17 protein-coding genes are annotated in these 20320 nt (G+C 63.2%); 16 read left to right on the top strand and 1 reads right to left on the bottom strand.

Features of this window, described 5'->3' with window-relative positions; all coding sequences use genetic code 11:
• Window positions 1–93 precede the first annotated feature (93 nt).
• The 13 genes from TMS3_RS17160 to gpmI all read left to right on the top strand — a co-directional run bounded on the left by TMS3_RS17160 (window position 94) and on the right by gpmI (window position 16038).
• Window positions 94–822 carry a response regulator gene (locus TMS3_RS17160; RefSeq protein WP_025166518.1) on the top strand — a complete coding sequence of 243 codons (729 nt, stop codon included), beginning with the start codon at window positions 94–96 and terminating at the stop codon, window positions 820–822.
• A 92-nt stretch (window positions 823–914) separates the two neighbouring features.
• Entirely contained in the window at window positions 915–2384 is a 1470-nt protein-coding gene (locus TMS3_RS17155) for an ATP-binding protein (RefSeq protein ID WP_321163854.1), read from the top strand.
• A gap of 303 nt (window positions 2385–2687) precedes the next feature.
• Window positions 2688–3941, top strand: a complete 1254-nt coding sequence (locus tag TMS3_RS17150; RefSeq protein ID WP_025166516.1) for an ABC transporter substrate-binding protein — start codon at window positions 2688–2690, stop codon at window positions 3939–3941.
• Between the two features lie 233 nt (window positions 3942–4174).
• Window positions 4175–5083: a carbohydrate ABC transporter permease gene (locus tag TMS3_RS17145; RefSeq protein WP_025166515.1), complete on the top strand. Its 909-nt coding sequence runs from the start codon at window positions 4175–4177 to the stop codon at window positions 5081–5083.
• A complete protein-coding gene (locus tag TMS3_RS17140; RefSeq protein WP_025166514.1) occupies window positions 5076–5921 on the top strand; it encodes a carbohydrate ABC transporter permease in 846 nt (281 codons plus the stop codon). Before TMS3_RS17145 ends, TMS3_RS17140 begins: the two co-directional genes overlap by 8 nt.
• Window positions 5922–5931: 10 nt before the next feature.
• Window positions 5932–7119, top strand: coding sequence for an ABC transporter ATP-binding protein (locus TMS3_RS17135; RefSeq protein ID WP_025166513.1), 1188 nt, complete (start codon window positions 5932–5934; stop codon window positions 7117–7119).
• Window positions 7120–7222: 103 nt separating this feature from the next.
• Window positions 7223–8449, top strand: coding sequence for a maltoporin (locus tag TMS3_RS17130; RefSeq protein WP_025166512.1), 1227 nt, complete (start codon window positions 7223–7225; stop codon window positions 8447–8449).
• Between the two features lie 38 nt (window positions 8450–8487).
• Entirely contained in the window at window positions 8488–9405 is a 918-nt protein-coding gene (locus TMS3_RS17125) for a D-hexose-6-phosphate mutarotase (protein WP_025166511.1), read from the top strand.
• Window positions 9406–9820: 415 nt separating this feature from the next.
• Window positions 9821–11269 (top strand): pyruvate kinase, encoded by a 1449-nt coding sequence (pyk, locus tag TMS3_RS17120; protein ID WP_025166510.1) that lies wholly within the window; start codon window positions 9821–9823, stop codon window positions 11267–11269.
• Between the two features lie 14 nt (window positions 11270–11283).
• Entirely contained in the window at window positions 11284–11460 is a 177-nt protein-coding gene (locus tag TMS3_RS25355) for a hypothetical protein (protein WP_160321039.1), read from the top strand.
• Window positions 11453–12760 (top strand): phosphopyruvate hydratase, encoded by a 1308-nt coding sequence (gene eno / locus TMS3_RS17115; protein WP_025166509.1) that lies wholly within the window; start codon window positions 11453–11455, stop codon window positions 12758–12760. The genes TMS3_RS25355 and eno overlap by 8 nt, the downstream gene beginning before the upstream one ends.
• A 118-nt stretch (window positions 12761–12878) precedes the next feature.
• The gene (locus TMS3_RS17110; RefSeq protein ID WP_025166508.1) at window positions 12879–14504 is read left to right on the top strand and encodes an NADP-dependent glyceraldehyde-3-phosphate dehydrogenase; all 1626 of its coding nucleotides are present in this window, start codon (window positions 12879–12881) and stop codon (window positions 14502–14504) included.
• Between the two features lie 10 nt (window positions 14505–14514).
• Window positions 14515–16038 (top strand): 2,3-bisphosphoglycerate-independent phosphoglycerate mutase, encoded by a 1524-nt coding sequence (gpmI, locus tag TMS3_RS17105; protein ID WP_025166507.1) that lies wholly within the window; start codon window positions 14515–14517, stop codon window positions 16036–16038.
• 245 nt (window positions 16039–16283) lie between these two features.
• Here the strand turns inward: gpmI and TMS3_RS17100 are convergent, their stop codons facing one another.
• Window positions 16284–17144: a MurR/RpiR family transcriptional regulator gene (locus TMS3_RS17100; protein WP_200929701.1), complete on the bottom strand. Its 861-nt coding sequence runs from the start codon at window positions 17142–17144 to the stop codon at window positions 16284–16286.
• A gap of 181 nt (window positions 17145–17325) precedes the next feature.
• On the opposite strand from TMS3_RS17100, the gene zwf reads away from it, so the two are divergent.
• Genes zwf through TMS3_RS17085 form a run of 3 tightly spaced genes read left to right on the top strand, consistent with a single transcriptional unit; the run spans window position 17326 to window position 20186 of the window.
• Entirely contained in the window at window positions 17326–18795 is a 1470-nt protein-coding gene (gene zwf, locus TMS3_RS17095; protein WP_025166505.1) for a glucose-6-phosphate dehydrogenase, read from the top strand.
• On the top strand, window positions 18782–19495 hold the full coding sequence (gene pgl / locus TMS3_RS17090; protein ID WP_025166504.1) for a 6-phosphogluconolactonase: 714 nt from the start codon (window positions 18782–18784) through the stop codon (window positions 19493–19495). Before zwf ends, pgl begins: the two co-directional genes overlap by 14 nt.
• Before the next feature lie 19 nt (window positions 19496–19514).
• The gene (locus TMS3_RS17085; protein ID WP_025166503.1) at window positions 19515–20186 is read left to right on the top strand and encodes a bifunctional 4-hydroxy-2-oxoglutarate aldolase/2-dehydro-3-deoxy-phosphogluconate aldolase; all 672 of its coding nucleotides are present in this window, start codon (window positions 19515–19517) and stop codon (window positions 20184–20186) included.
• Window positions 20187–20320: the final 134 nt, after the last annotated feature.

The raw sequence follows: 20320 nt of genomic DNA, 5'->3' as shown, positions 1-20320 counted from the left end.
GCGTGTGCCTACCTGTAGGAGCGGCCTTGGCGGCGATAGGCTGTGGTAAGACACGCGACAGGCGTGAACACATAACAATAAGGACGGCGGATCATGAGCCAGCCCGGAAAATCGATTCTGCTGGTCGATGACGATCAGGAGATCCGCGAACTGCTACACACTTACCTCAGTCGCGCCGGCTTTCAGGTGCGCACCGTCGGCGACGGTGCGGGGTTTCGCCAGGGCATGTGCACCGAACCGGCCGACCTGGTGATTCTCGATGTGATGCTGCCCGACGAGGATGGCTTCAGCCTGTGTCGCTGGGTGCGCGAGCATCAGCGTCTGGCCCAGGTGCCGATCATCATGCTCACCGCCAGCTCCGACGAGACCGACCGGGTGATCGGCCTGGAACTGGGCGCCGACGACTACCTGGGCAAGCCCTTCAGTCCGCGCGAGTTGCTGGCGCGGATCAAGGCCTTGCTGCGCCGCGCGCAGTTCAGCCAGGAGCGCGGCAGTGAGGTAGTGGCCTTCGATGAGTGGCGCCTGGATATGGTCAGCCACCGGCTGTTCCACCTGGATGGAGAGGAGGTGATCCTGTCTGGTGCCGACTTCATCCTGCTCAAGCTGTTTCTCGATCATCCGCAGCAGATCCTCGATCGCGACACCATCGGCAATGCCACCCGCGGCCGTGAGGTCATGCCGCTGGAGCGCATCGTCGACATGGCGGTCAGCCGGCTGCGCCAGCGCCTGCGCGACACCGACAAACCGCCGCGCTTGATCCGTACGGTGCGCGGTAGCGGTTATCTGCTGGCGGCCAATGTCGTGCCGTACAGCCATGGTTAGCACTGCAGCTCTGGGTGTGAGCCAGCTTGCTGGCGATGCTTTTCCTTGCGATGGATCGCCAGCAAGCTGGCTCCTACAGGGGCGGCATGGGCATGTTTAGCTGGCGCCGACTGCTGCCAGTGCCGCGCTCGCTGCTCGGGCGCATGCTGCTGCTGACGTTGCTGGTGGTGCTGCTGGCGCAGGCCTTGTCCAGCGTGATCTGGGTGTCGCAGTTGCGCGCCAGCCAGATGGAGGGGCTGCTGATCAGCGCTCGCAGCCTGGGCCAGTCGATGGCCGCCAGTGTCAGCTATTTCCGCTCGTTGCCCCTCGGTTATCGGCCGCTGGTACTCGACCAGTTGCGCAACATGGGGGGCACGCGCTTTTTCGTCTCGCTCAACGACAAGCCCCTGAGCATGCAGGTGTTGCCGGAAACGCCGCGCAAGCGCGCGGTGCTGAATGCGGTCGATGCGACCCTGCGAGAACGGCTGGGCGGCAAGCTGGATCTCTCCGTGCAGTTCGTCAGCCCGGATGATCTGCGCATCTTCAATAGCGCCTTGAAACTCGATGAGTTGCCCCGTTCCTGGGCCCATTACGCCCTGAGCCTGGAGCCGCTCAACCCGCCGGTGCTGGTCACTCAGATCCAGATCGCGCCGAACGAATGGCTGTACCTCGCCTCCCTGATGCCCGAACCCTATGTCGGCCTGGAGCAGCAGGGGCTGCCGGCCCAACAGCTGTGGTTCATCATTCTCACCAGCAGTTTTCTGCTGCTGTTCATCGGCATCCTGGTGCATTGGCAGAGCCGGCCTCTCAAGCGTCTGGCGGTGGCGGCGCGGGAAATGTCGTTGGGCAGCGAGGTCGAACCGCTGGCGGAGGCGGGCGGCAGCGAAGTGGTCGAGGTCAGTCGCGCCTTCAACAGCATGCGCGAGCGCATCAGTCGATATTTGAATGAGCGCAGTCAGTTGTTCAGTGCCATTTCCCATGATCTGCGCACGCCGATCACTCGCTTGCGCCTGCGTGTCGAGTTGCTCGAAGACGAAGTGGTGCAGGCCAAGTTCAGTCGCGACCTGGATGAGCTCGAATTGCTGGTCAAAGGCGCCTTGCAGTGCGTCAAGGACACCGATATTCACGAGAATATCGAGCCGGTCGATCTCAACCTGTTGCTCCACGGCGTGGTCGAGCCCTACCTGGCGCCTGCCGGCAATGGTCGGGTGACGCTCGACGGTCAGGCACTCGCCGCCTATCCGGGCAAGTCGCTGGCACTCAAGCGCTGCATCGGCAACCTGGTCGACAACGCCCTGAAATATGGGCAGAAGGCCCATCTGCATATCGAGGACGATGAGCGCGCCTTTATCCTGCACGTGGATGACGAGGGGCCTGGAGTGCCCGAGCAACGCCTGGAGCAGGTGTTCGAGCCGCATGTACGGCTGGCCGGGCAGCAGCAGGGCTACGGCCTGGGCTTGGGCATCGCACGCAATATCGCCCACAGCCATGGCGGCGAGGTGAGTCTGCGTAACCTGCGCGAGGGTGGTTTGCGGGTCACCCTGTGGCTGCCGCGTTATATCGACTCGGGGCAGGAACTGTAGGGCGGCTGCAGTCCTCAGTCATGCCCGGCCTCGCTCGCTCTGGATTTCCCCTTCTGTTATTTCCTGCTGAAGTAATCCGCCAGTCCGTAGCCCGGATGCAATCCGGGGTTTTCTGTTGGCGGCCGGGAAATCTCCCGGATTGCATCCGGGCTACCGCTATACGGATGAGCAGAGCGTTATGTAACCAGCCTGTGACCTTTATGCATCCCTTCGTTACCCGCCGCGTGACTGGCCGTGGTTAGAATTCGATGCAGCGCAAGCACCAGACTTGCTCACGTATAACAACAAGAAGGTACCCGTCTAATGAATGCTATGACTCGCCTGGCCACTGCCGTTTCTCTTGTCTCCCTGATGCCGCTGGCGGCCCTCGCCGGTGAGGTCGAAGTGCTGCACTGGTGGACCTCCGGTGGTGAGAAGCGCGCCGCCGACACCCTGCAGAAACTGGTCGAAGACAAAGGCCATACCTGGAAAGACTTCGCCGTGGCAGGCGGTGGTGGCGAGGCAGCCATGACTGTGCTGAAGACCCGCGCCGTGTCCGGCAACCCGCCGGCTGCCGCACAGATCAAGGGGCCGGATATTCAGGAGTGGGGCGCGCTGGGTTTGCTCGCCAACCTGGATTCGGTGGCCGAGCAGAATCAGTGGGACACCCTGCTGCCCAAGCAGGTGGCCGAAATCATGACGTATGAGGGTCACTATGTGGCGGTGCCGGTCAACGTGCACCGGGTCAACTGGCTGTGGATCAACCCAGAGGTCTTCGCCAAGGCCGGCGCCACGCCACCGACCACCCTCGATGAGTTCTTCGCCGCCGCCGATAAGCTTAAAGCTGCTGGCTTTATCCCTCTGGCCCACGGTGGCCAGCCTTGGCAAGACGGCACCGTGTTCGAGGACCTGGCGTTGAGCATCCTCGGCGCCGATGCCTTCCGCAAAGCCTTCGTCGATCTGGACGAAGCGACGCTGACCGGCGACCAGATGGTCGAGGTGTTCGCTGCGCTGAATAAGCTGCGCGGTTACGTGGATGCCGACGCCGCCGGGCGCGACTGGAACATCGCCACCGGCCTGGTGATCAATGGCAAGGCCGGCATGCAGTTGATGGGCGACTGGGCCAAGAGCGAGTGGACTGCGGCTGGCAAGGTCGCCGGCAAGGATTATCAGTGCCTGGCATTCCCCGGTACCCAGGGCAGCTTCGCCTTCAATATCGATTCGCTGGCCATGTTCAAGCTGGGCGATGCGGAAAACCGCAAGGCCCAGGAAGACCTGGCGCGCACCGTGCTCGAGCCTGAGTTCCAGCAGTTCTTCAATCAGAACAAGGGTTCCATTCCGGTACGCCTGGATCAGGACATGAGCAGCTTCGACGCCTGTGCGCAGAAGTCCATGGCCGACTTCAAGGAAGCCGCCGGCAATGGTGGTCTGCAGCCGAGCATGGCCCACGGCATGGCCGCTTCCAGCTATGTGCAGGGCGCGGTGTTCGATGTGGTGACCAACTTCTTCAACGACCCGCAAGCCGACCCGAAACGCGCCGCGCAGCAACTGGCTGCGGCCATTCAGGCGGTGCAGTAACACCCCAGGGTCGCCGGTCCGCCGGCGGCTGTCATAGGGTGGGTGCGGCCCACCAACTTTAAGCCTCTGATCCCAGGCGCATGCCCTCAGGCACGCGCCACGGGATCGGCCGTTCCGGATTTCTGTAGGAGCCAGCGTGCTGGCGGTCATTCCGGGGCGGCAAACGGATCGCCAGCACGAACTTGGCGTCTCCCTGGTTCCTACGAGTGGCGTTTCAAGAAACGGAGTTACTCATGAGCTCAATCGCAGTTGTTACCAAGGCCTCGCCACTGGATGCATTGCAACGCTGGCTGCCCAAGCTGGTGTTGGCGCCGAGCATGCTGATCGTGCTGGTCGGCTTCTACGGCTACATCCTCTGGACCTTCCTGCTGTCGTTCACCAACTCGCGCTTCATGCCCAGCTACAAGTGGGTGGGCCTGCAGCAATACCAGCGTCTGCTGGACAACGACCGCTGGTGGGTGGCGAGCAAGAACCTGATGGTCTTCGGTGGCCTGTTCATCACCATCAGCCTGGTGGTCGGTGTGCTGCTGGCGGTGCTGCTGGATCAGCGCATCCGCCGCGAAGGCGTTATCCGCACCATCTTTCTCTACCCCATGGCCTTGTCGATGATCGTCACCGGCACCGCCTGGAAATGGCTGCTCAATCCCGGCCTGGGCCTGGACAAGCTGCTGCGCGACTGGGGCTGGGAGGGCTTTCGTTTCGACTGGCTGGTCGATCCGCAGTACGTCGTCTACTGCCTGGTGATCGCCGCGGTGTGGCAGGCCTCGGGCTTCGTCATGGCGCTGTTTCTCGCCGGCCTGCGCAGTGTCGATCAGTCGATCATTCGCGCCGCCCAGGTGGATGGCGCCAGCCTGCCGAATATCTACCTGCGCATCGTCCTGCCGAGCCTCGGGCCGGTGTTCTTCAGTGCGCTGATGATCCTCGCGCACATCGCGATCAAGAGTTTCGACCTGGTCGCCTCGATGACCGCAGGCGGCCCCGGTTACTCCTCCGACCTGCCAGCGATGTTCATGTATGCCCACACCTTCACCCGCGGCCAGATGGGCCTCGGCGCCGCCAGCGCGATCCTGATGCTCGGCGCCGTGCTGGCGATCCTGGTGCCGTACCTGTACTCCGAACTGAGGGCCAAGCGCCATGACTAGCCTGTCTGCAAAATCCCCCTTCAGCCTCAGCCGCCTGGCGATCTACGCAACCCTGTTGACGGCCTGTGCGGTCTATCTGATTCCGCTGATCGTGATGCTGCTGACCAGCTTCAAGACTCCGGAAGATGTGCTCACTGGCAACCTGCTGTCCTGGCCTGAACTGTTCACCGGTATCGGTTGGTCGAAGGCCTGGGACAGTGTCGGTGGCTTCTTCTGGAACTCGGTGAAGATCACCATTCCGGCGGTGACCATCTCCACCCTGCTCGGCGCCTTGAACGGCTATGTGCTGGCCATGTGGCGCTTTCGCGGCTCGCAGCTGTTCTTCGGCCTGCTGCTGTTCGGCTGCTTCCTGCCGTTCCAGGTGGTGCTGTTGCCGGCTTCGTTCACTCTCGGCCAGCTAGGTCTGGCCAACACCACCAGCGGCCTGGTGCTGATCCATGTGGTTTACGGCCTGGCCTTCACCACGCTGTTCTTCCGTAACTACTACGTGAGCATTCCGGATGCCCTGGTGCGGGCGGCACGGCTGGATGGCGCAGGCTTCTTCACCATCTTCGGGCGAATCATGCTGCCGATGTCGGTGCCGATCATCATGGTCTGCCTGATCTGGCAGTTCACCCAGATCTGGAACGACTTCCTGTTCGGCGTGGTGTTCGCCAGCGGCGATACCCAGCCGATCACCGTGGCCCTGAACAACCTGGTCAACACCAGCACTGGGGCCAAGGAATACAACGTCGACATGGCCGCGGCGATGATCGCCGGGCTGCCCACGCTGGTCGTCTACATCCTGGCTGGCAAGTACTTCCTGCGTGGGCTGACAGCCGGCGCCGTCAAAGGTTGAGGAAAGAAAAATGGCAACGCTGGAACTGCGCAACGTCAACAAGTCCTACGGCAGCGGCCTGCCGGACACCCTGAAAAACATCGAAATCCAGATCGATTCCGGCGAGTTCCTGATCCTGGTCGGACCGTCCGGTTGCGGCAAGTCGACCCTGATGAACTGCATCGCCGGCCTGGAAGACATCAGTGGTGGCGCGATCCTGGTGGATGACGCCGACATCAGCGGCATGAGTCCCAAGGATCGTGACATCGCCATGGTCTTTCAGTCCTACGCGCTGTACCCGACCATGACGGTGCGCGGCAACATCGCCTTCGGTCTGAAGATGCGCAAGCTGGCGCCAGCGGCGATCGAGGAGGAGGTGGCGCGGGTCGCCAAGCTGCTGCAGATCGAGCATCTGCTCGAGCGCAAGCCTGGCCAGCTCTCTGGCGGTCAGCAGCAGCGCGTGGCCATGGGCCGGGCGCTGGCGCGGCGGCCGAAGATCTACCTATTCGACGAGCCGCTGTCCAACCTCGACGCCAAGTTGCGGGTGGAGATGCGCACCGAGATCAAGCTGATGCACCAGCGCCTGAAGACCACCACGGTGTACGTCACCCACGACCAGATCGAGGCCATGACCCTCGGCGACAAGGTGGCGGTGATGAAGGACGGCATCATCCAGCAGTTCGGCAGCCCGCGTGAGATCTACAACGACCCGGCCAACCTGTTCGTCGCCAGCTTCATCGGTTCGCCGCCAATGAATTTCATTCCCCTGCGCCTGCAGCGTCGCGCCGGTCAGTTGCTCGCCGTGCTGGAAAGTGCGGCCGGCGCTTCGGGTCAGGCGCGTTGCGAGCTGCCGCTGGATGCGCTGCAGGGCGATCTGGAAGGGCGCGAGGTGATTCTCGGGATTCGCCCGGAGCAGATTCTCCTGGCGCAGGCCGATGCCAATGGCCAGTCGTCGATTCGCGCCGAGGTGGACGTCATCGAGCCGACCGGTCCGGACACCCTGGTGTTCGTCACGCTGAACCAGACCAAGGTCTGCTGCCGTATGGCGCCGGATGCGGCGCCGCGGGTGGGTGAGACCCTGGAGCTGCAGTTCGACCCGGCCAAGGTGCTGCTGTTCGATGCGCAGAGCGGCGAGCGCCTGGGTGTGCTGGGGCAGGCTCAGAGCCAAGTCCAGGCGACCGAGCCAGCGCGCAAGGTGGCGCAACTCAAGGGGCGCTGAGCGGGCCTCGACCAGTATCGATGGCTCATGGCTGCGCCTGCCTGATGCGCTGCCATGAGCCAGTGCGGTGAGCGGTAAAACAATAAAAACAAGAGGAGTGGATATGCGAGCAGCAACGAGCTTGAGTCTGGCATTGGCCGTGGGTTATTTAGCGTTACCCGCGGCGGCGCATGCCTTGGAGTTCACCGGTTACCTGCGCAGTGGCGCCGGCACTTCCGATGGTAAGCGGCAGTCGTGTTTTCAGTTGCCGGGGGCGCAATCGAAGTTCCGCCTGGGTAATGAGTGTGAGCAATATGCCGAGCTGGATCTGCGTCAGGATCTGTTGACCCTGGACGATGGCTCGGTGGTCAGTGTCGAGGGCATGGCGCAACTGTTCAACGAGTACGGCCACACCCCGGAGTTCACCGGCGAGCACGGCTTCTCACGGATGTCGCAGCTGTATGCCGAATGGAGCAAGCTGCCGGCCCTCAATGGCGGTTCGCTGTGGGCGGGGCGGCGTTACTACAAGCGAAACGACATCCACATTTCCGACTTCTACTACTGGAACCAGAGCGCTACCGGCGCGGGCATCGAGGACTACGAGCTGGGCGGGCTTAAGTACAGCTATGCCTTCTCGCGCAAGGACAGTGTATTCCAGAAGGAATACATCAACCGTCACGACTTCAACGTCGCCGGCTTCGATACCAACCCCAATGGCGAGCTGGAATTCGGCCTGAGCTTCATCGACAAGCCGCGGCATATCGAGGGTGCGCACAGCGGCTGGTCGATCACCGCGCAGCATAAGCAGCAGGATTTCCTCGGCATCGGCGGCAAGAACACCTTCGCCCTGCAGTACGGTCCGGGGCCCGGCACCGCGCTGGGCTCGACCGGGGATGTGATGCTGGATGACAGTGCCAAGCGCTACCGCATGGTGGAGTTCTTCGACTGGCAGATCACCCCGCGTCTGGGTGGTCAGTTCCAGGTGGTCTATCAGAAGGACAAGCGCGCCAATCGGGACGACGAAAACTGGCTGTCGGTCGGCGGTCGTACCAGCTATGCCTTCACCGAGCAGTTCAAGCTGGTCGGCGAAATAGGCCACGATCAGGTCGATGCCGAGGGCGGCACGCGCAAGCTGACCAAGTTCACCGTGGCGCCGACCTGGTCGCCGGCCGGACCCGGTTTCTGGGCGCGTCCCGAGTTCCGCCTGTATTACACCTATGCCAGCTGGAACCAGGCGGCGCAGAACGCTGCCAGCCAGATGGCGGCGGGCTCGGCGTTGTCCGACAGCGGCGCTTTCGGCAGTGCGCGGCACGGCTCCAACTTCGGCGCGCAGGTCGAATACTGGTGGTGACGGCGAAGCGCGAGCGGCTGTCGTGACGAGGCGCGGCAATGCCGTTAGCTAAGCCACGGCGCTTGGCCGATTGCTTCGCGGGGCAACCGGCAACCCAGCCAGGGCGTGCGCTTGAGCACCCCCTGGCTGAGTTGTTTCTGCAGCCTGCGCGGGAGCCCTTGTGCTGGGTGACGCATCAGGGGCGCGAGTTGCTGTTGGTCGAGCATCCGCGTTGCCAGGCGGTGTTCAGCCGCCAGGGTGGCCAGCTGCTGCATTTCCAGCCGCGCGGTGAACGGCCCTGGCTGTGGTGCGCCAGTCACTGGCAACCGCACGGACCGATTCGCGGGGGTGTGCCGATCTGCTGGCCCTGGTTCGGTCGCCATCCCAGTGAGAGTGGCTGGCCCTCCCATGGCTGGGCGCGACTCAGCGACTGGCAGTTGCTGCACAGCGAGGTGCACGAGCAGGGCATCTCCCTGCGCTGGCAGCTGGAGCTGTGCGACTGGCAAGTGACCCTGGAGGCTGAGTTGGGCGCCGGGATGAGTTTGACTCTGAGTACGCGCCATCAGGACAGTCAGCCCTGTCAGCTCAGCCATGCCTTGCACGCCTATTGGCGGGTCAGCGAGGTGTCGGATGTGGCGTTGCGGGGGCTGGAGGGTGCGCAGGGCTATGACCTGTTGACCCGCAGCGACTGCCAGCAGCATGGCGAGCTGCGTATCGAGGATGGCTGTCACCGCGTCTTTCGCCGCGGCGGTCTGCTGCACTTGCAGGATCCGGGCTGGCAGCGACGCTTGTCGATCGACACCACTGGTGGTGCTAACAGCGTGATCTGGCATCCCGGTAGCCGACCATTGACCGATGTCGGCTGGAATGAGGCGCTGGGCTTCCTGTGTGTCGAGGCGGCCAGCTGTGGCGCCGACAGCCTGAGCCTGCAGTCGGGCGAGGTGGGCGTCCTGCAGCTGCAGGCGCGTCTGGCCTGACACGGTCGCCCAGGCACGCCGATCGCTGAGGTCGGGGTGCTCATTTTTCTGCGGTTGGTCTGGCCTGCGCATGGCAGTGCCGCGGCATTTCTAATCTGCTGAGTTGGCGGTTCTGTGCGGCGGACGCTGTGCTGTGCGCGGTTATTTCTATGTCCTTTATCGTAATGTTGTTTTATTACAACAAATACTCTTGATTGATTGGGTTTGCCGGGGTATTTATATGTTGTTTTGGCAAAGCAACCATTTATCGCCATTCAATCCAGTCTTCAGCGGTTCGTCTCGGCAGTCATTCGCTGTGCCTCGTGCGCGGCTGTCGGGAAGCTCTGGTTCTGGCGATTGAAAGTCGCGTTCCTGCTTTGTCGGCGAGCCCATGGCTTGCCTTATCCGCAACACTAGCCATTGAGGGAATTCAGCTATGCAGCGCAGAACAAAAATTGTCGCCACCCTGGGGCCGGCCACAGAAAGCCCCGAGGCCATCGAGGGGCTGGTCATGGCTGGAGTGGATGTGGTGCGCCTGAATTTTTCCCATGGCAGCGCGCAAGAGCACATGGCTCGCGCCGATCTGGTGCGCGAGATGGCCCGCAAGCACGGGCGCTTCGTCGCGGTGCTGGCTGACCTGCAGGGGCCGAAGATCCGCATCGCCCGCTTCGCCGCAGGCAAGGTGCAACTGGACAAGGGTCAGGGGTTCATCCTCGATGCCACGCTGGACAAGCAGGCCGGCGACGCGCAGGCCGTTGGCATCGATTACGAGGCGCTGATCAACGACAGCCGCCCGGACGACATCCTGCTGCTGGATGACGGGCGCATCGAACTCAAGGTGCTGCGGGTCGAGAGCAGCAAGCTGCATTGCGAGGTGCTGGTCGGCGGCCCGCTGTCCAATAACAAGGGCATCAATCGCAAAGGCGGTGGTCTGTCCGCTGCCGCGCTGACAGAGAAGGATTGCATCGACATCAAGACCGCCGCTGCCATGCAGGTCGATTACCTGGCGGTGTCCTTTCCCCGTGATGCCGCCGACATCCAGCTGGCGCGCAGGCTGCTGCATGAGGCAGGCGGCGAGGCCGGGCTGATCGCCAAGATCGAGCGCGCCGAAACGGTGAATGACCTCGACGTGCTGGATGCCATCATCGAGACCTCCGACGGGGTGATGGTGGCGCGCGGCGATCTGGGGGTGGAGATCGGCGACGCCGAGCTGGTCGCGGTGCAGAAGTTGATTATTGATCGCGCGCGCACCCTCAATCGCGTGGTAATCACCGCGACGCAGATGATGGAATCGATGATCACGCAGTCGATGCCGACCCGCGCCGAAGTGTTCGACGTGGCCAATGCGGTACTCGATGGCACCGATGCGGTGATGCTCTCGGCCGAAACCGCGGCTGGCGCTTATCCGATCGAAACCGTGCAGGCCATGCGTCGGGTGATCATCGGCGCGGAAAAGCATCCCCTGGCGCATCGCTCCAAGCACCGCATGGATGAGGTGTTCCACCGGATCGATGAGTCGGTTGCCATGTCGGCCATGTATGCGGCCAATCACCTGCATGGCGTCAAGGCGATCATCTGCATGACCGAGAGCGGCGACACGCCGCGGTTGATGTCGCGGATCCGCTCGCACCTGCCGATCTACGCCTTCTCGCGCAACGCGCGCACGCAGAATCGCGTCGCACTGTTTCGCGGCGTGCAGACCATCCCCTTCGACAGTGATGCCGTGCCCTTGGCTGAGGTCAACAGCCGCGCCGTCGACGAGCTGGTGCGCCGTGGCGTGGTGGTGGAGGGCGATCACGTGTTGATCACCCGCGGCGATCACGCCAGCGCGCAGGGCGGCACCAACTGCCTGCGGGTAATCCGGGTGGGCGACAGTATTTGCTAATGCGAGAGGACGATATGAACAAGCCAAGCATGCAGGACAACTGCTCAGCAGTGGTCGCGGAGACCGGGCAGCAGTGGCCGCGCGATTTCGATTTTCGCGAAGCCTATGCCGAGCAGCGCGAACTGCTCGATGCGCAGACTGATCGCACAGTGACTCCAATGACTTCAAAGGGTGCCGAGTGCCATGAATAAAAAAACGCTTATCCAGCAGGTCGCGGCGCGGGAAATTCTCGACTCGCGTGGTAATCCGACCGTAGAGGCGGTAGTGACCTTGAGCGGTGGTGCCGAGGGTGTCGCCAGCGTGCCCTCCGGGGCTTCCACCGGTACACGTGAGGCGCTGGAGTTGCGCGACGGATCGCGGCGCTACAAGGGCAAGGGGGTGATGCGCGCCGTGGCCAACGTCAATGGCGCCATCCGCGACTGCGTCCTGGGCCTGGATGCGCTGGACCAAGGTGCTATCGATGCGGCGATGATTGCCCTGGACGGCACCGAGAGCAAGGCTGAGCTGGGCGCCAATGCAATTCTCGCGGTGTCCCTGGCGACTGCCCGGGCGGCAGCCGCGGCGCAGGGCGTGCCGCTGTACGAACACCTGGCGGCACTCTACGGTCAGCCGGGGCAATTCAGCATGCCGGTGCCGATGATGAACATCATCAACGGCGGCGAGCATGCCGACAACAACGTCGACATCCAGGAGTTCATGATTCAGCCGGTCGGCGCCAGCTCGTTCAAAGAGGCGTTGCGCATGGGTGCCGAGGTATTCCACACGCTCAAGCAAGTGCTGAGCGAGCGCGGCCTGAGCACCGCCGTCGGCGACGAAGGCGGTTTCGCTCCTTCGCTGGCTTCCAACGAGGAGGCGCTGGTGGTGATCCAGCAGGCGGTCGAGCGTGCAGGTTACGTGCTGGGCAAGGACATCACCCTGGCCCTGGATTGCGCGGCCTCGGAGTTCTACCGCGATGGTCACTACGTGCTCGCAGGTGAGGGCAAGGCCTATGACGCCAAGGGCTTTGCCGATTACCTGGCCGGGTTGTGCGAGCGCTACCCGATCGTCTCGATCGAAGACGGCATGGACGAAAGCGACTGGGATGGCTGGGCCTACCTGACCGAGAAACTTGGCCGGCGCGTGCAGCTGGTGGGCGATGACCTGTTCGTCACCAATACCCGGATCCTCAAGGAAGGCATTGTGCGCAGCATCGGCAACTCGATCCTGATCAAGTACAACCAGATCGGCAGCCTCAGCGAGACCTTCGCGGCCATTCGCATGGCCCAGGAGGCTGGCTATGCGGCGGTGATCTCGCACCGCTCCGGCGAGACTGAGGACACCACCATTGCCGACCTGGCGGTGGCCACTTGCGCCGGGCAGATCAAGACCGGTTCGCTGTGCCGCTCCGATCGGGTCGGCAAGTACAACCAGTTGTTGCGCATCGAAGAGGCGCTGCAGGGGCGCGCGGCCTACAGCGCCGAGGCGTTGCTGGCGCGGCGCCAGGCCGGCTAGCACTGAGTTGCGGGACGGGCGTCGGCGGCTGGCCGCTGCCGTGAATGTTGTTCACACCGGGCATGGGTCGTCTGTCTGCTGACGGCCCGGGCCACTTGTTATCAGATGAGGTAATGCCATGACCACCGCTAGCCGTCTCGACACGCTATTCCCGACCCTGGCCGAGATCCCCGAGCAGTACCGCCTGGGCGAGCCCATCGAGCAGCGCGACTACCTGGTCGATGGCCGACTACTGACCTGGAACGGCCCCCTGGCAACCGTGCGCAGCCCAGTGTTCCTCGCCACCGAGGAGGGCGATCAACAGGTGATTCTCGGCAGCACGCCGCAGCTGGATGCCGAGGCGGCGCTGGTTGCCCTGGATGCTGCAGTGCGCGCCTATGACAATGGTCAGGGCGCCTGGCCGACCATGCGCGTGGTCGAGCGCATCCAGCATGTGGAGGCGTTCCTGGCGCGTATGCGCGAGCAGCGTGAGGTGGTGGTCAAGCTGCTGATGTGGGAGATAGGCAAGAACCTCAAGGACTCGGAGAAGGAGTTCGATCGCACCTGCGACTACATCGTCGACACCATCGATGCGTTGAAGGAGCTGGATCGTCGCTCCAGTCGCTTCGAACTGGAGCAGGACACCCTCGGCCAGATTCGCCGCGTGCCGCTGGGCGTGACCCTGTGCATGGGGCCCTACAACTACCCGTTGAACGAGACCTTCACCACGCTGATCCCGGCGCTGATCATGGGCAATACCGTGGTGTTCAAGCCGGCCAAGTTCGGTGTGCTGCTGATTCGTCCGCTGCTCGAAGCGTTTCGCGACAGCTTCCCGGCCGGGGTGATCAACGTGATCTATGGCGGCGGGCGCGAGACCGTCAGCGCGCTGATGGCCAGCGGCAAGATCGACGTGTTCGCCTTTATCGGGACGCACAAGGGCGCCAGTGCGTTGAAGAAGCTGCATCCGCGCCCGCACCGTCTGCGCGCCGCCCTGGGTCTGGATGCGAAGAATCCGGGCATAGTGCTGCCCGAGGTCGACCTGGACAATGCGGTGAATGAGGCCGTCACCGGTGCGCTGTCGTTCAACGGCCAGCGTTGCACCGCGCTGAAGATCCTCTTCGTGCATGAGGATGTGGTCGACAGCTTCCTCGACAAATTCAACAGCAAACTGGCTGCACTCAAGCCGGGCATGCCCTGGGAGTCCGGCGTCGCCCTGACTCCGCTGCCCGAGGAGGGTAAGACCGATTACCTCAAGGACCTGGTAGCCGATGCCGTGGCCAAGGGGGCGCGGGTGGTCAATCCGGGTGGCGGCCAGAGCCGTGGTTCGTTCTTCTACCCGGCCGTGCTGTATCCGGTGAGCGCGGACATGCGCGTGTATCAGGAGGAGCAATTCGGCCCGGTGGTGCCGGTGGTGGCATACCGCGATCTGCAGAAGGTGATCGACTACGTGCTGGATTCCGACTTCGGTCAGCAGCTGAGCATCTTCGGCAGCAATTCGGCCCAGGTCGGCCGGCTGGTCGATGCCTTCGCCAATCAGGTGGGGCGGATCAACATCAATGCCCAGTGCCAGCGCGGCCCGGACAGCTACCCGTTCAACGGTCGCAAGAACTCGGCCGAAGGCACCCTGTCGGTGCATGACGCGCTACGGGTGTTCTCCATCCGTACCCTGGTGGCGACCAAGTTCCAGGAGAGCAACAAGGCACTGGTCAGCGAGATCATCCGCAACCGCGAGTCGACTTTCCTGACCACCGATTACATTTTCTGAAGGCGGCCGCATGAGCACTCGTACCCTGATCATTCTGGATGGCATCGGCTTGCGTCAGGAGGCTGACTCCAACGCCTTTGCTGCGGCGCGCACGCCGACCCTGGATAGCTTGTTTGAGCAGTATCCGCACAGTCGCATCGCCACCTCGGGGTTGGCCGTCGGTCTGCCCGAAGGGCAGATGGGCAACTCGGAAGTCGGTCACATGAACCTCGGTGCCGGCCGCGTGGTGTACCAGAACTTCACCCGCATCAACAAGGCGATCGCCGATGGCGAGTTCGCCGCCAACCCGGCGCTGGTGACGCTGGTGGATGGCGCGCGCCGCCGCGGTGGTGCGGTGCACCTGCTCGGCCTGCTGTCGCCGGGCGGGGTGCACAGCCACAGTCAGCAGATCATCGCGGCCTGCCGGGTACTGGCCGAGCGCGGCATCGAGCGCTTCTACGTGCATGCCTTTCTCGATGGGCGTGACACGCCGCCGAAAAGTGCGCAGGCCGATATTGCCGATCTGGAGGCCGAGCTGACGCGCCTGGGCAAGGGCCGCATCGCCTCGCTGATCGGACGCTACTACGCGATGGACCGCGACAATCGCTGGGAGCGGATCGAGGCGGCTCATGGTCTGATCGTCGATGGCCACGCCGAGTTCCATGCCGGCAGCGCCGAGCAAGGGCTGGCGGCTGCCTATGCGCGCGGCGAGTCGGACGAGTTCGTCAAGGCCACGGCGGTGGGGCAGCCGGTCAGGGTGGCGGCGGAGGATGCGCTGATCTTCATGAACTTCCGCCCCGATCGCGCCCGTGAGTTGTGCCAGGCCCTGGTCGAGCCCGGGTTCGACGCCTTCGAGCGCTCGCAGCTGATTGCCAAGGAGCGCCTGCTGACCCTGACTCGCTATTCGGACAGGCTGGATGGACCCTGTGCCTTTGCGCCGGAGTCGCTGACCAACAGCCTCGGCGAGTATCTGGCGGCGCTGGGCAAGACCCAATTGCGCATCGCCGAGACGGAGAAGTATGCCCATGTCACCTTCTTCTTCAATGGCGGTCGCGAGCAGCCGTTTGCCGGCGAGGAGCGAATTCTGATTGCCTCACCCAATGTGGCGTCCTACGACCTGCAGCCTGAGATGAGTGCGCCCGAGCTGACCGAGTGCCTGGTCGAGGCGATCCAGAGCCGGGCCTTCGACCTGATCGTGTGCAACTACGCCAATGGCGACATGGTCGGGCACAGCGGCTCATTCGCTGCCGCCGTCAAGGCGGTCGAAGTGCTGGATCAGTGTCTGGCTCAGGTGGTCGAGGCGAGCCTGGCGACCGGTGGCGAGTGCCTGATCACTGCCGATCACGGCAACGTCGAGCAGATGCGCGATGCCGAATCGGGGCAGGCGCACACCGCGCATACTCTCAATCCGGTGCCGTTGATTCTGGTCAGCGAACGAGCGGGGCAGTTCAAGCTCGCGGACGGGCGGCTGTGCGACATCGCCCCGACGCTGCTGCAGCTGATGGGCCTGCCGCTGCCGCAGGAGATGGATGGCAGGTCGCTGTTGCGCGATTGATGGAGTCAAAGACTGCCGCTGCCTCGCTGGGTTAGGCGCGCGCACGGTACACCGCTCAAGTAACCAAATTTGGCGCGACGTAACCCAGCATTGATGGCGCCAATGGCGCCGCCGTGCTGGGTTACGCGTCGCTCGGAGAGGTGTGTCGCCTGTGCCTAGAAGGCATGCGCCGCTAATCCAGCCTACGAAACTGTTGGATATTTCTGATGCATCACGCTAGGTCGGTTGGTGGGGGCGGCAGTGCGTCAGATCGGCTCTTCGTCAGTCGGGTAGCGGCTGGCGTTGAGGCTTTCCTTGATCTTGCGCAGGTGCGGCTGAAAGTCCACGCCGCGGCGCAGGGTCACCCCGGTGGCGAGCACGTCGAGCACGGTGAGCTGGATGATCCGCGAGGTCATCGGCATGTAGATGTCGGTGTCTTCCGGTAGCGGGATGTCCAGGCTCAGGGTGCTGGCCTGGGCCAGGGGTGAGCCGGCGGCGGTCAGGCCGAGCACCGAGGCGCCATTTTCCCGCGCCAGGTGCGCTACCTCCACCAGCTCGCGGGTGCGTCCAGTGTAGGAGATGATCACGAACAGATCACCGGTGTGTGCCACCGAAGCCAGCATGCGTTGCATCAGCACGTCGGCGTGGGCGGTCACCGCCAGGTTGAAGCGAAAGAACTTGTGCTGCGCATCCAGGGCGACCGGCGCCGAGGCGCCGAGGCCGAAGAAGTGGATCTGCCGGGCCTGGATCAGCAGGTCGACGGCGCGGCTGATGATCTGCGGGTCGAGCGACTGGCAGGCGCTATCCAGCGAGGTAATGGCGCTACCGAAGATCTTGCGGGTGTAGGCCTCTGGGCCGTCGTCGGCTTCCACCGCGCGGCTGACATAGGCGGCGCCGCTGGCCAGGCTCTGTGCCAGCTGCATCTTCAGCTCGGGGTAGCCGTTAACGCCAAACGAACGGCAGAAGCGGTTGACCGTCGGCTCGCTGACCAGCGCGGCTTGCGCCAGGGCGGCAATACTCAGGCGGGTGGCTTGCTGCGGGTTCTGCAGAATGACCTCGGCGACTTTGCGTTCGGCCTTGTTCAGGCTGTCGAGGCGGCTCTGGATCTGTTCCAGAAGGTTGCGCACGCGATCCATCTTTGTTCCTTATGAGGGCGGTGAAACTGCTGGCCTATCGTACTGATGGCTCCAGGTGGCGACCACTGGAATGTGGATTTTGTAAGAATGTTGTTTTTATTACTACATTTAGCCTTGATAAATTCCCTGTGACAGGGTATTTCTAGTTTAACTTGATAAAAGAACACATATCATGCCTTCGATAACCGTTGAATCTTGTACGTTAGCTCTGTTCGGCGCGCTGGGCGATCTGGCCCTGCGCAAACTCTATCCGGCGCTGTATCAGCTCGATCGAGCGGGTTTGTTGCACGCCGATACGCAGATTCTTGCCCTGGCGCGCGAAACCGGCGAAGCGCAGCAGCACTTGGCCAGCATTGATGAGCACCTGCGCCGCTACGTGCCGGGTAGCGAGGTCGATGAGGCGGTGATGCAGCGTTTTCAGGCGCGCTTGCATTACCTGACCATGGATTTTACTCAGGCGGATGACTACGCCGCGCTGGTCGAGCAGGTTGGCAATAGTGAGCGGCTGATCGCCTACTTCGCCACACCGGCTTCGGTCTATGGGTCGATTTGCGCCAACCTGGCGTGGGTAGGTCTGGCCGAGCGTGCGCGGGTGGTGCTGGAAAAGCCCATCGGCCACGACCTGGAATCCTCGCGAGCGGTAAACGATGCAGTCGCCGAGTTCTTCCCAGAAACCCGTATCTACCGGATCGACCACTACCTGGGCAAAGAGACGGTGCAGAACCTGATTGCCCTGCGTTTTGCCAACAGCCTGTTCGAGACCCAGTGGAACCAGAATTACATCTCTCACGTCGAGATCACCGTGGCGGAGAAGGTCGGTATTGAGGGTCGTTGGGGCTATTTCGATCAAGCTGGGCAACTGCGCGACATGATTCAGAATCACCTGCTGCAGCTGCTCTGCCTGATCGCCATGGACCCGCCCAGCGACCTGTCCGCCGACAGCATCCGCGACGAGAAGGTCAAGGTGCTCAAGGCGCTGTCGCCGATTACCGCCTCGCAGCTCTCCAATCAGGTGGTGCGTGGCCAATATGTGGCCGGCAGCAGTGGCGGCCAGTCGGTGCCCGGTTATCTGCAGGAAGAAAACTCCAACAACCAGAGCGACACCGAGACCTTCGTCGCCCTGCGTGCGGACATCTGCAACTGGCGCTGGTCTGGCGTGCCCTTCTATCTGCGCACCGGCAAACGCATGCCGGAGAAGCTGTCGCAGATCGTCATTCACTTCAAGGCGCCGCCGCACTACATCTTCGCCCCCGAGCAGCGCCAGTTGATCGGCAACAAACTGATCATCCGTCTGCAGCCGGACGAGGGCATCGCCTTGCAGGTGATGACCAAAGAGCAAGGCCTGGATAAAGGCATGCAGCTGCGCAGCGGGCCGTTGCAGCTGAGCTTCTCCGACACCTACAAAAGCGCACGTATTCCCGATGCCTACGAACGCCTGTTGCTGGAGGTGATGCGTGGCAACCAGAACCTGTTCGTGCGCAAGGACGAGATCGAGTGCGCCTGGCAGTGGTGCGATCAGTTGATTGCCGGCTGGAAAAAACTTGGTGACTCGCCGAAGCCTTATGCCGCGGGTACCTGGGGGCCGATGGGCTCGATTGCCCTGATTACCCGCGATGGGAGGTCCTGGTATGGCGATCTCTGATCTCGATTTACCGGTTGGCGTGGTCGCGCGCAGCCTGAGTGATCCGGCGCATCTGGCCGATGCCCTGGCCACTGCGGTGGCCGAGGCGCTGCGCATGGCGATTGCTACTCAGGGTACGGCCACCTTGGTGGTATCCGGCGGGCGCAGTCCGGTGGCGTTTTTTCAGCGCCTGGCGCAGCAGCAACTGCCCTGGTCGCAGGTGGTAATCAGCCTGGCGGACGAACGCTGTGTCGGGGTCGAGCATGCCGACAGCAATGAGGCGCTGGTGCGTCGGCACTTGCTTCAGGGGCCGGCGGCGGCCGCGCGTCTGCTTGGCCTGTATCGGCCAGCCGCCAGCATGGAAGAGGCGGCGCTGGCTGCCGACCAGGCGCTAGCCGAGTTGCCGCCCATCGATGTTCTGGTGCTGGGCATGGGCGATGACGGGCATACCGCGTCGCTGTTCCCGAATAGCCCGAACCTGGCCCAGGCACTGCGGCCGGCCGGCACGCGCCGCTGCCTGCCGATGCTGGCCCCCAGCGAGCCGCGGCAGCGCCTGAGTATGACCCTGGCGTTGTTGGCGTCAGCGCGTTTACCGCTGCTGGCCATCCAGGGTCCGAGCAAGCTGACGACCCTCAGTTCAGCCCTAGGCGCAGGCGAAGTGGCACAGATGCCGATTCGCGCCTTGTTACGTTCCCCTCTTGAGATTTACTGGTGCCCATAGGCCCGAAGGACCTGATGCTATGACGACACTCGACAACAACCAGCAACAGCGCATGGCCGATAAAATCGCCCAGATTGACCGCCTCTGTGCCCGTGCCCGGATCATGCCGGTGATCACCATCATGCGCGAAGAGGACATCCTGCCGCTGGCCGACGCCCTGGCCGCCGGTGGCCTGACGGTGTTGGAAATCACCTTGCGCTCGGTGCACGGCTTGACCGCCATTCGCCGCCTGCGTGAAGAGCGTCCGGAGCTGTGCGTGGGCGCCGGTACCGTGCTGGATCGGCAGATGCTGGCGGCGGCCGAGGAGGCCGGTGCGCAGTTCATCGTCACCCCTGGCTCCACGGCCGAACTGCTGCAAGCCGGCCTGGAGAGTGATGTGCCGATGCTGCCAGGCACCAGCAGCGCCTCGGACATCATGCTCGGTTATGCCCTGGGCTACCGGCGCTTCAAGCTGTTTCCCGCGGAAGTCTGCGGCGGCACTGCAGCGCTCAAGGCTCTCGGCGGGCCATTCAATGGTGTGCGTTTCTGCCCGACTGGTGGCGTCAATCCCGACAACCTGCAGCGTTACATGGCTCAGCCCAATGTGATGTGCGTGGGCGGTACCTGGATGTTCGACAGTGAGTGGGTCAAGAACGGCGACTGGGCGCGGATCCAGCAGTGCAGCGCCAAAGCCCTGGAACTACTGGCCTGAGGGGCAGCGCCTGACGCCAGCCGGTGTCAGGCAGTCATCCTGCAGCTGGATGCGCCGACCTGGTTCTATCTGGCCGAAGCGGCGCGCGGGGTCAAAGCCCCCTGAGCGGCAGGCGTTTGCTGCGCCCTGCAAGG

This window comes from Pseudomonas taeanensis MS-3 (assembly GCF_000498575.2).
In the GTDB taxonomy this organism is placed as follows: Bacteria; Pseudomonadota; Gammaproteobacteria; order Pseudomonadales; family Pseudomonadaceae; genus Aquipseudomonas; species Aquipseudomonas taeanensis.
The sequence above is the reverse complement of the archived record's forward strand: the minus strand, read 5'-3'. Positions and strand labels throughout refer to the sequence as shown.

What these genes read in the sequence shown, in the direction of transcription:
- TMS3_RS17150 (WP_025166516.1), top strand. Translation starts at nt 2,688, where the DNA reads ATGAATGCTATGACTCGCCTGGCCACTGCCGTTTCTCTTGTCTCCCTG.
- TMS3_RS17135 (WP_025166513.1), top strand. Translation starts at nt 5,932, where the DNA reads ATGGCAACGCTGGAACTGCGCAACGTCAACAAGTCCTACGGCAGCGGC.
- gpmI (WP_025166507.1), top strand. Translation starts at nt 14,515, where the DNA reads ATGAGCACTCGTACCCTGATCATTCTGGATGGCATCGGCTTGCGTCAG.
- TMS3_RS17085 (WP_025166503.1), top strand. Translation starts at nt 19,515, where the DNA reads ATGACGACACTCGACAACAACCAGCAACAGCGCATGGCCGATAAAATC.
- TMS3_RS17130 (WP_025166512.1), top strand. Translation starts at nt 7,223, where the DNA reads ATGCGAGCAGCAACGAGCTTGAGTCTGGCATTGGCCGTGGGTTATTTA.
- eno (WP_025166509.1), top strand. Translation starts at nt 11,453, where the DNA reads ATGAATAAAAAAACGCTTATCCAGCAGGTCGCGGCGCGGGAAATTCTC.
- zwf (WP_025166505.1), top strand. Translation starts at nt 17,326, where the DNA reads ATGCCTTCGATAACCGTTGAATCTTGTACGTTAGCTCTGTTCGGCGCG.
- TMS3_RS25355 (WP_160321039.1), top strand. Translation starts at nt 11,284, where the DNA reads ATGAACAAGCCAAGCATGCAGGACAACTGCTCAGCAGTGGTCGCGGAG.
- TMS3_RS17160 (WP_025166518.1), top strand. Translation starts at nt 94, where the DNA reads ATGAGCCAGCCCGGAAAATCGATTCTGCTGGTCGATGACGATCAGGAG.
- TMS3_RS17110 (WP_025166508.1), top strand. Translation starts at nt 12,879, where the DNA reads ATGACCACCGCTAGCCGTCTCGACACGCTATTCCCGACCCTGGCCGAG.
- pyk (WP_025166510.1), top strand. Translation starts at nt 9,821, where the DNA reads ATGCAGCGCAGAACAAAAATTGTCGCCACCCTGGGGCCGGCCACAGAA.
- TMS3_RS17140 (WP_025166514.1), top strand. Translation starts at nt 5,076, where the DNA reads ATGACTAGCCTGTCTGCAAAATCCCCCTTCAGCCTCAGCCGCCTGGCG.
- TMS3_RS17125 (WP_025166511.1), top strand. Translation starts at nt 8,488, where the DNA reads ATGCCGTTAGCTAAGCCACGGCGCTTGGCCGATTGCTTCGCGGGGCAA.
- TMS3_RS17155 (WP_321163854.1), top strand. Translation starts at nt 915, where the DNA reads ATGTTTAGCTGGCGCCGACTGCTGCCAGTGCCGCGCTCGCTGCTCGGG.
- pgl (WP_025166504.1), top strand. Translation starts at nt 18,782, where the DNA reads ATGGCGATCTCTGATCTCGATTTACCGGTTGGCGTGGTCGCGCGCAGC.
- TMS3_RS17145 (WP_025166515.1), top strand. Translation starts at nt 4,175, where the DNA reads ATGAGCTCAATCGCAGTTGTTACCAAGGCCTCGCCACTGGATGCATTG.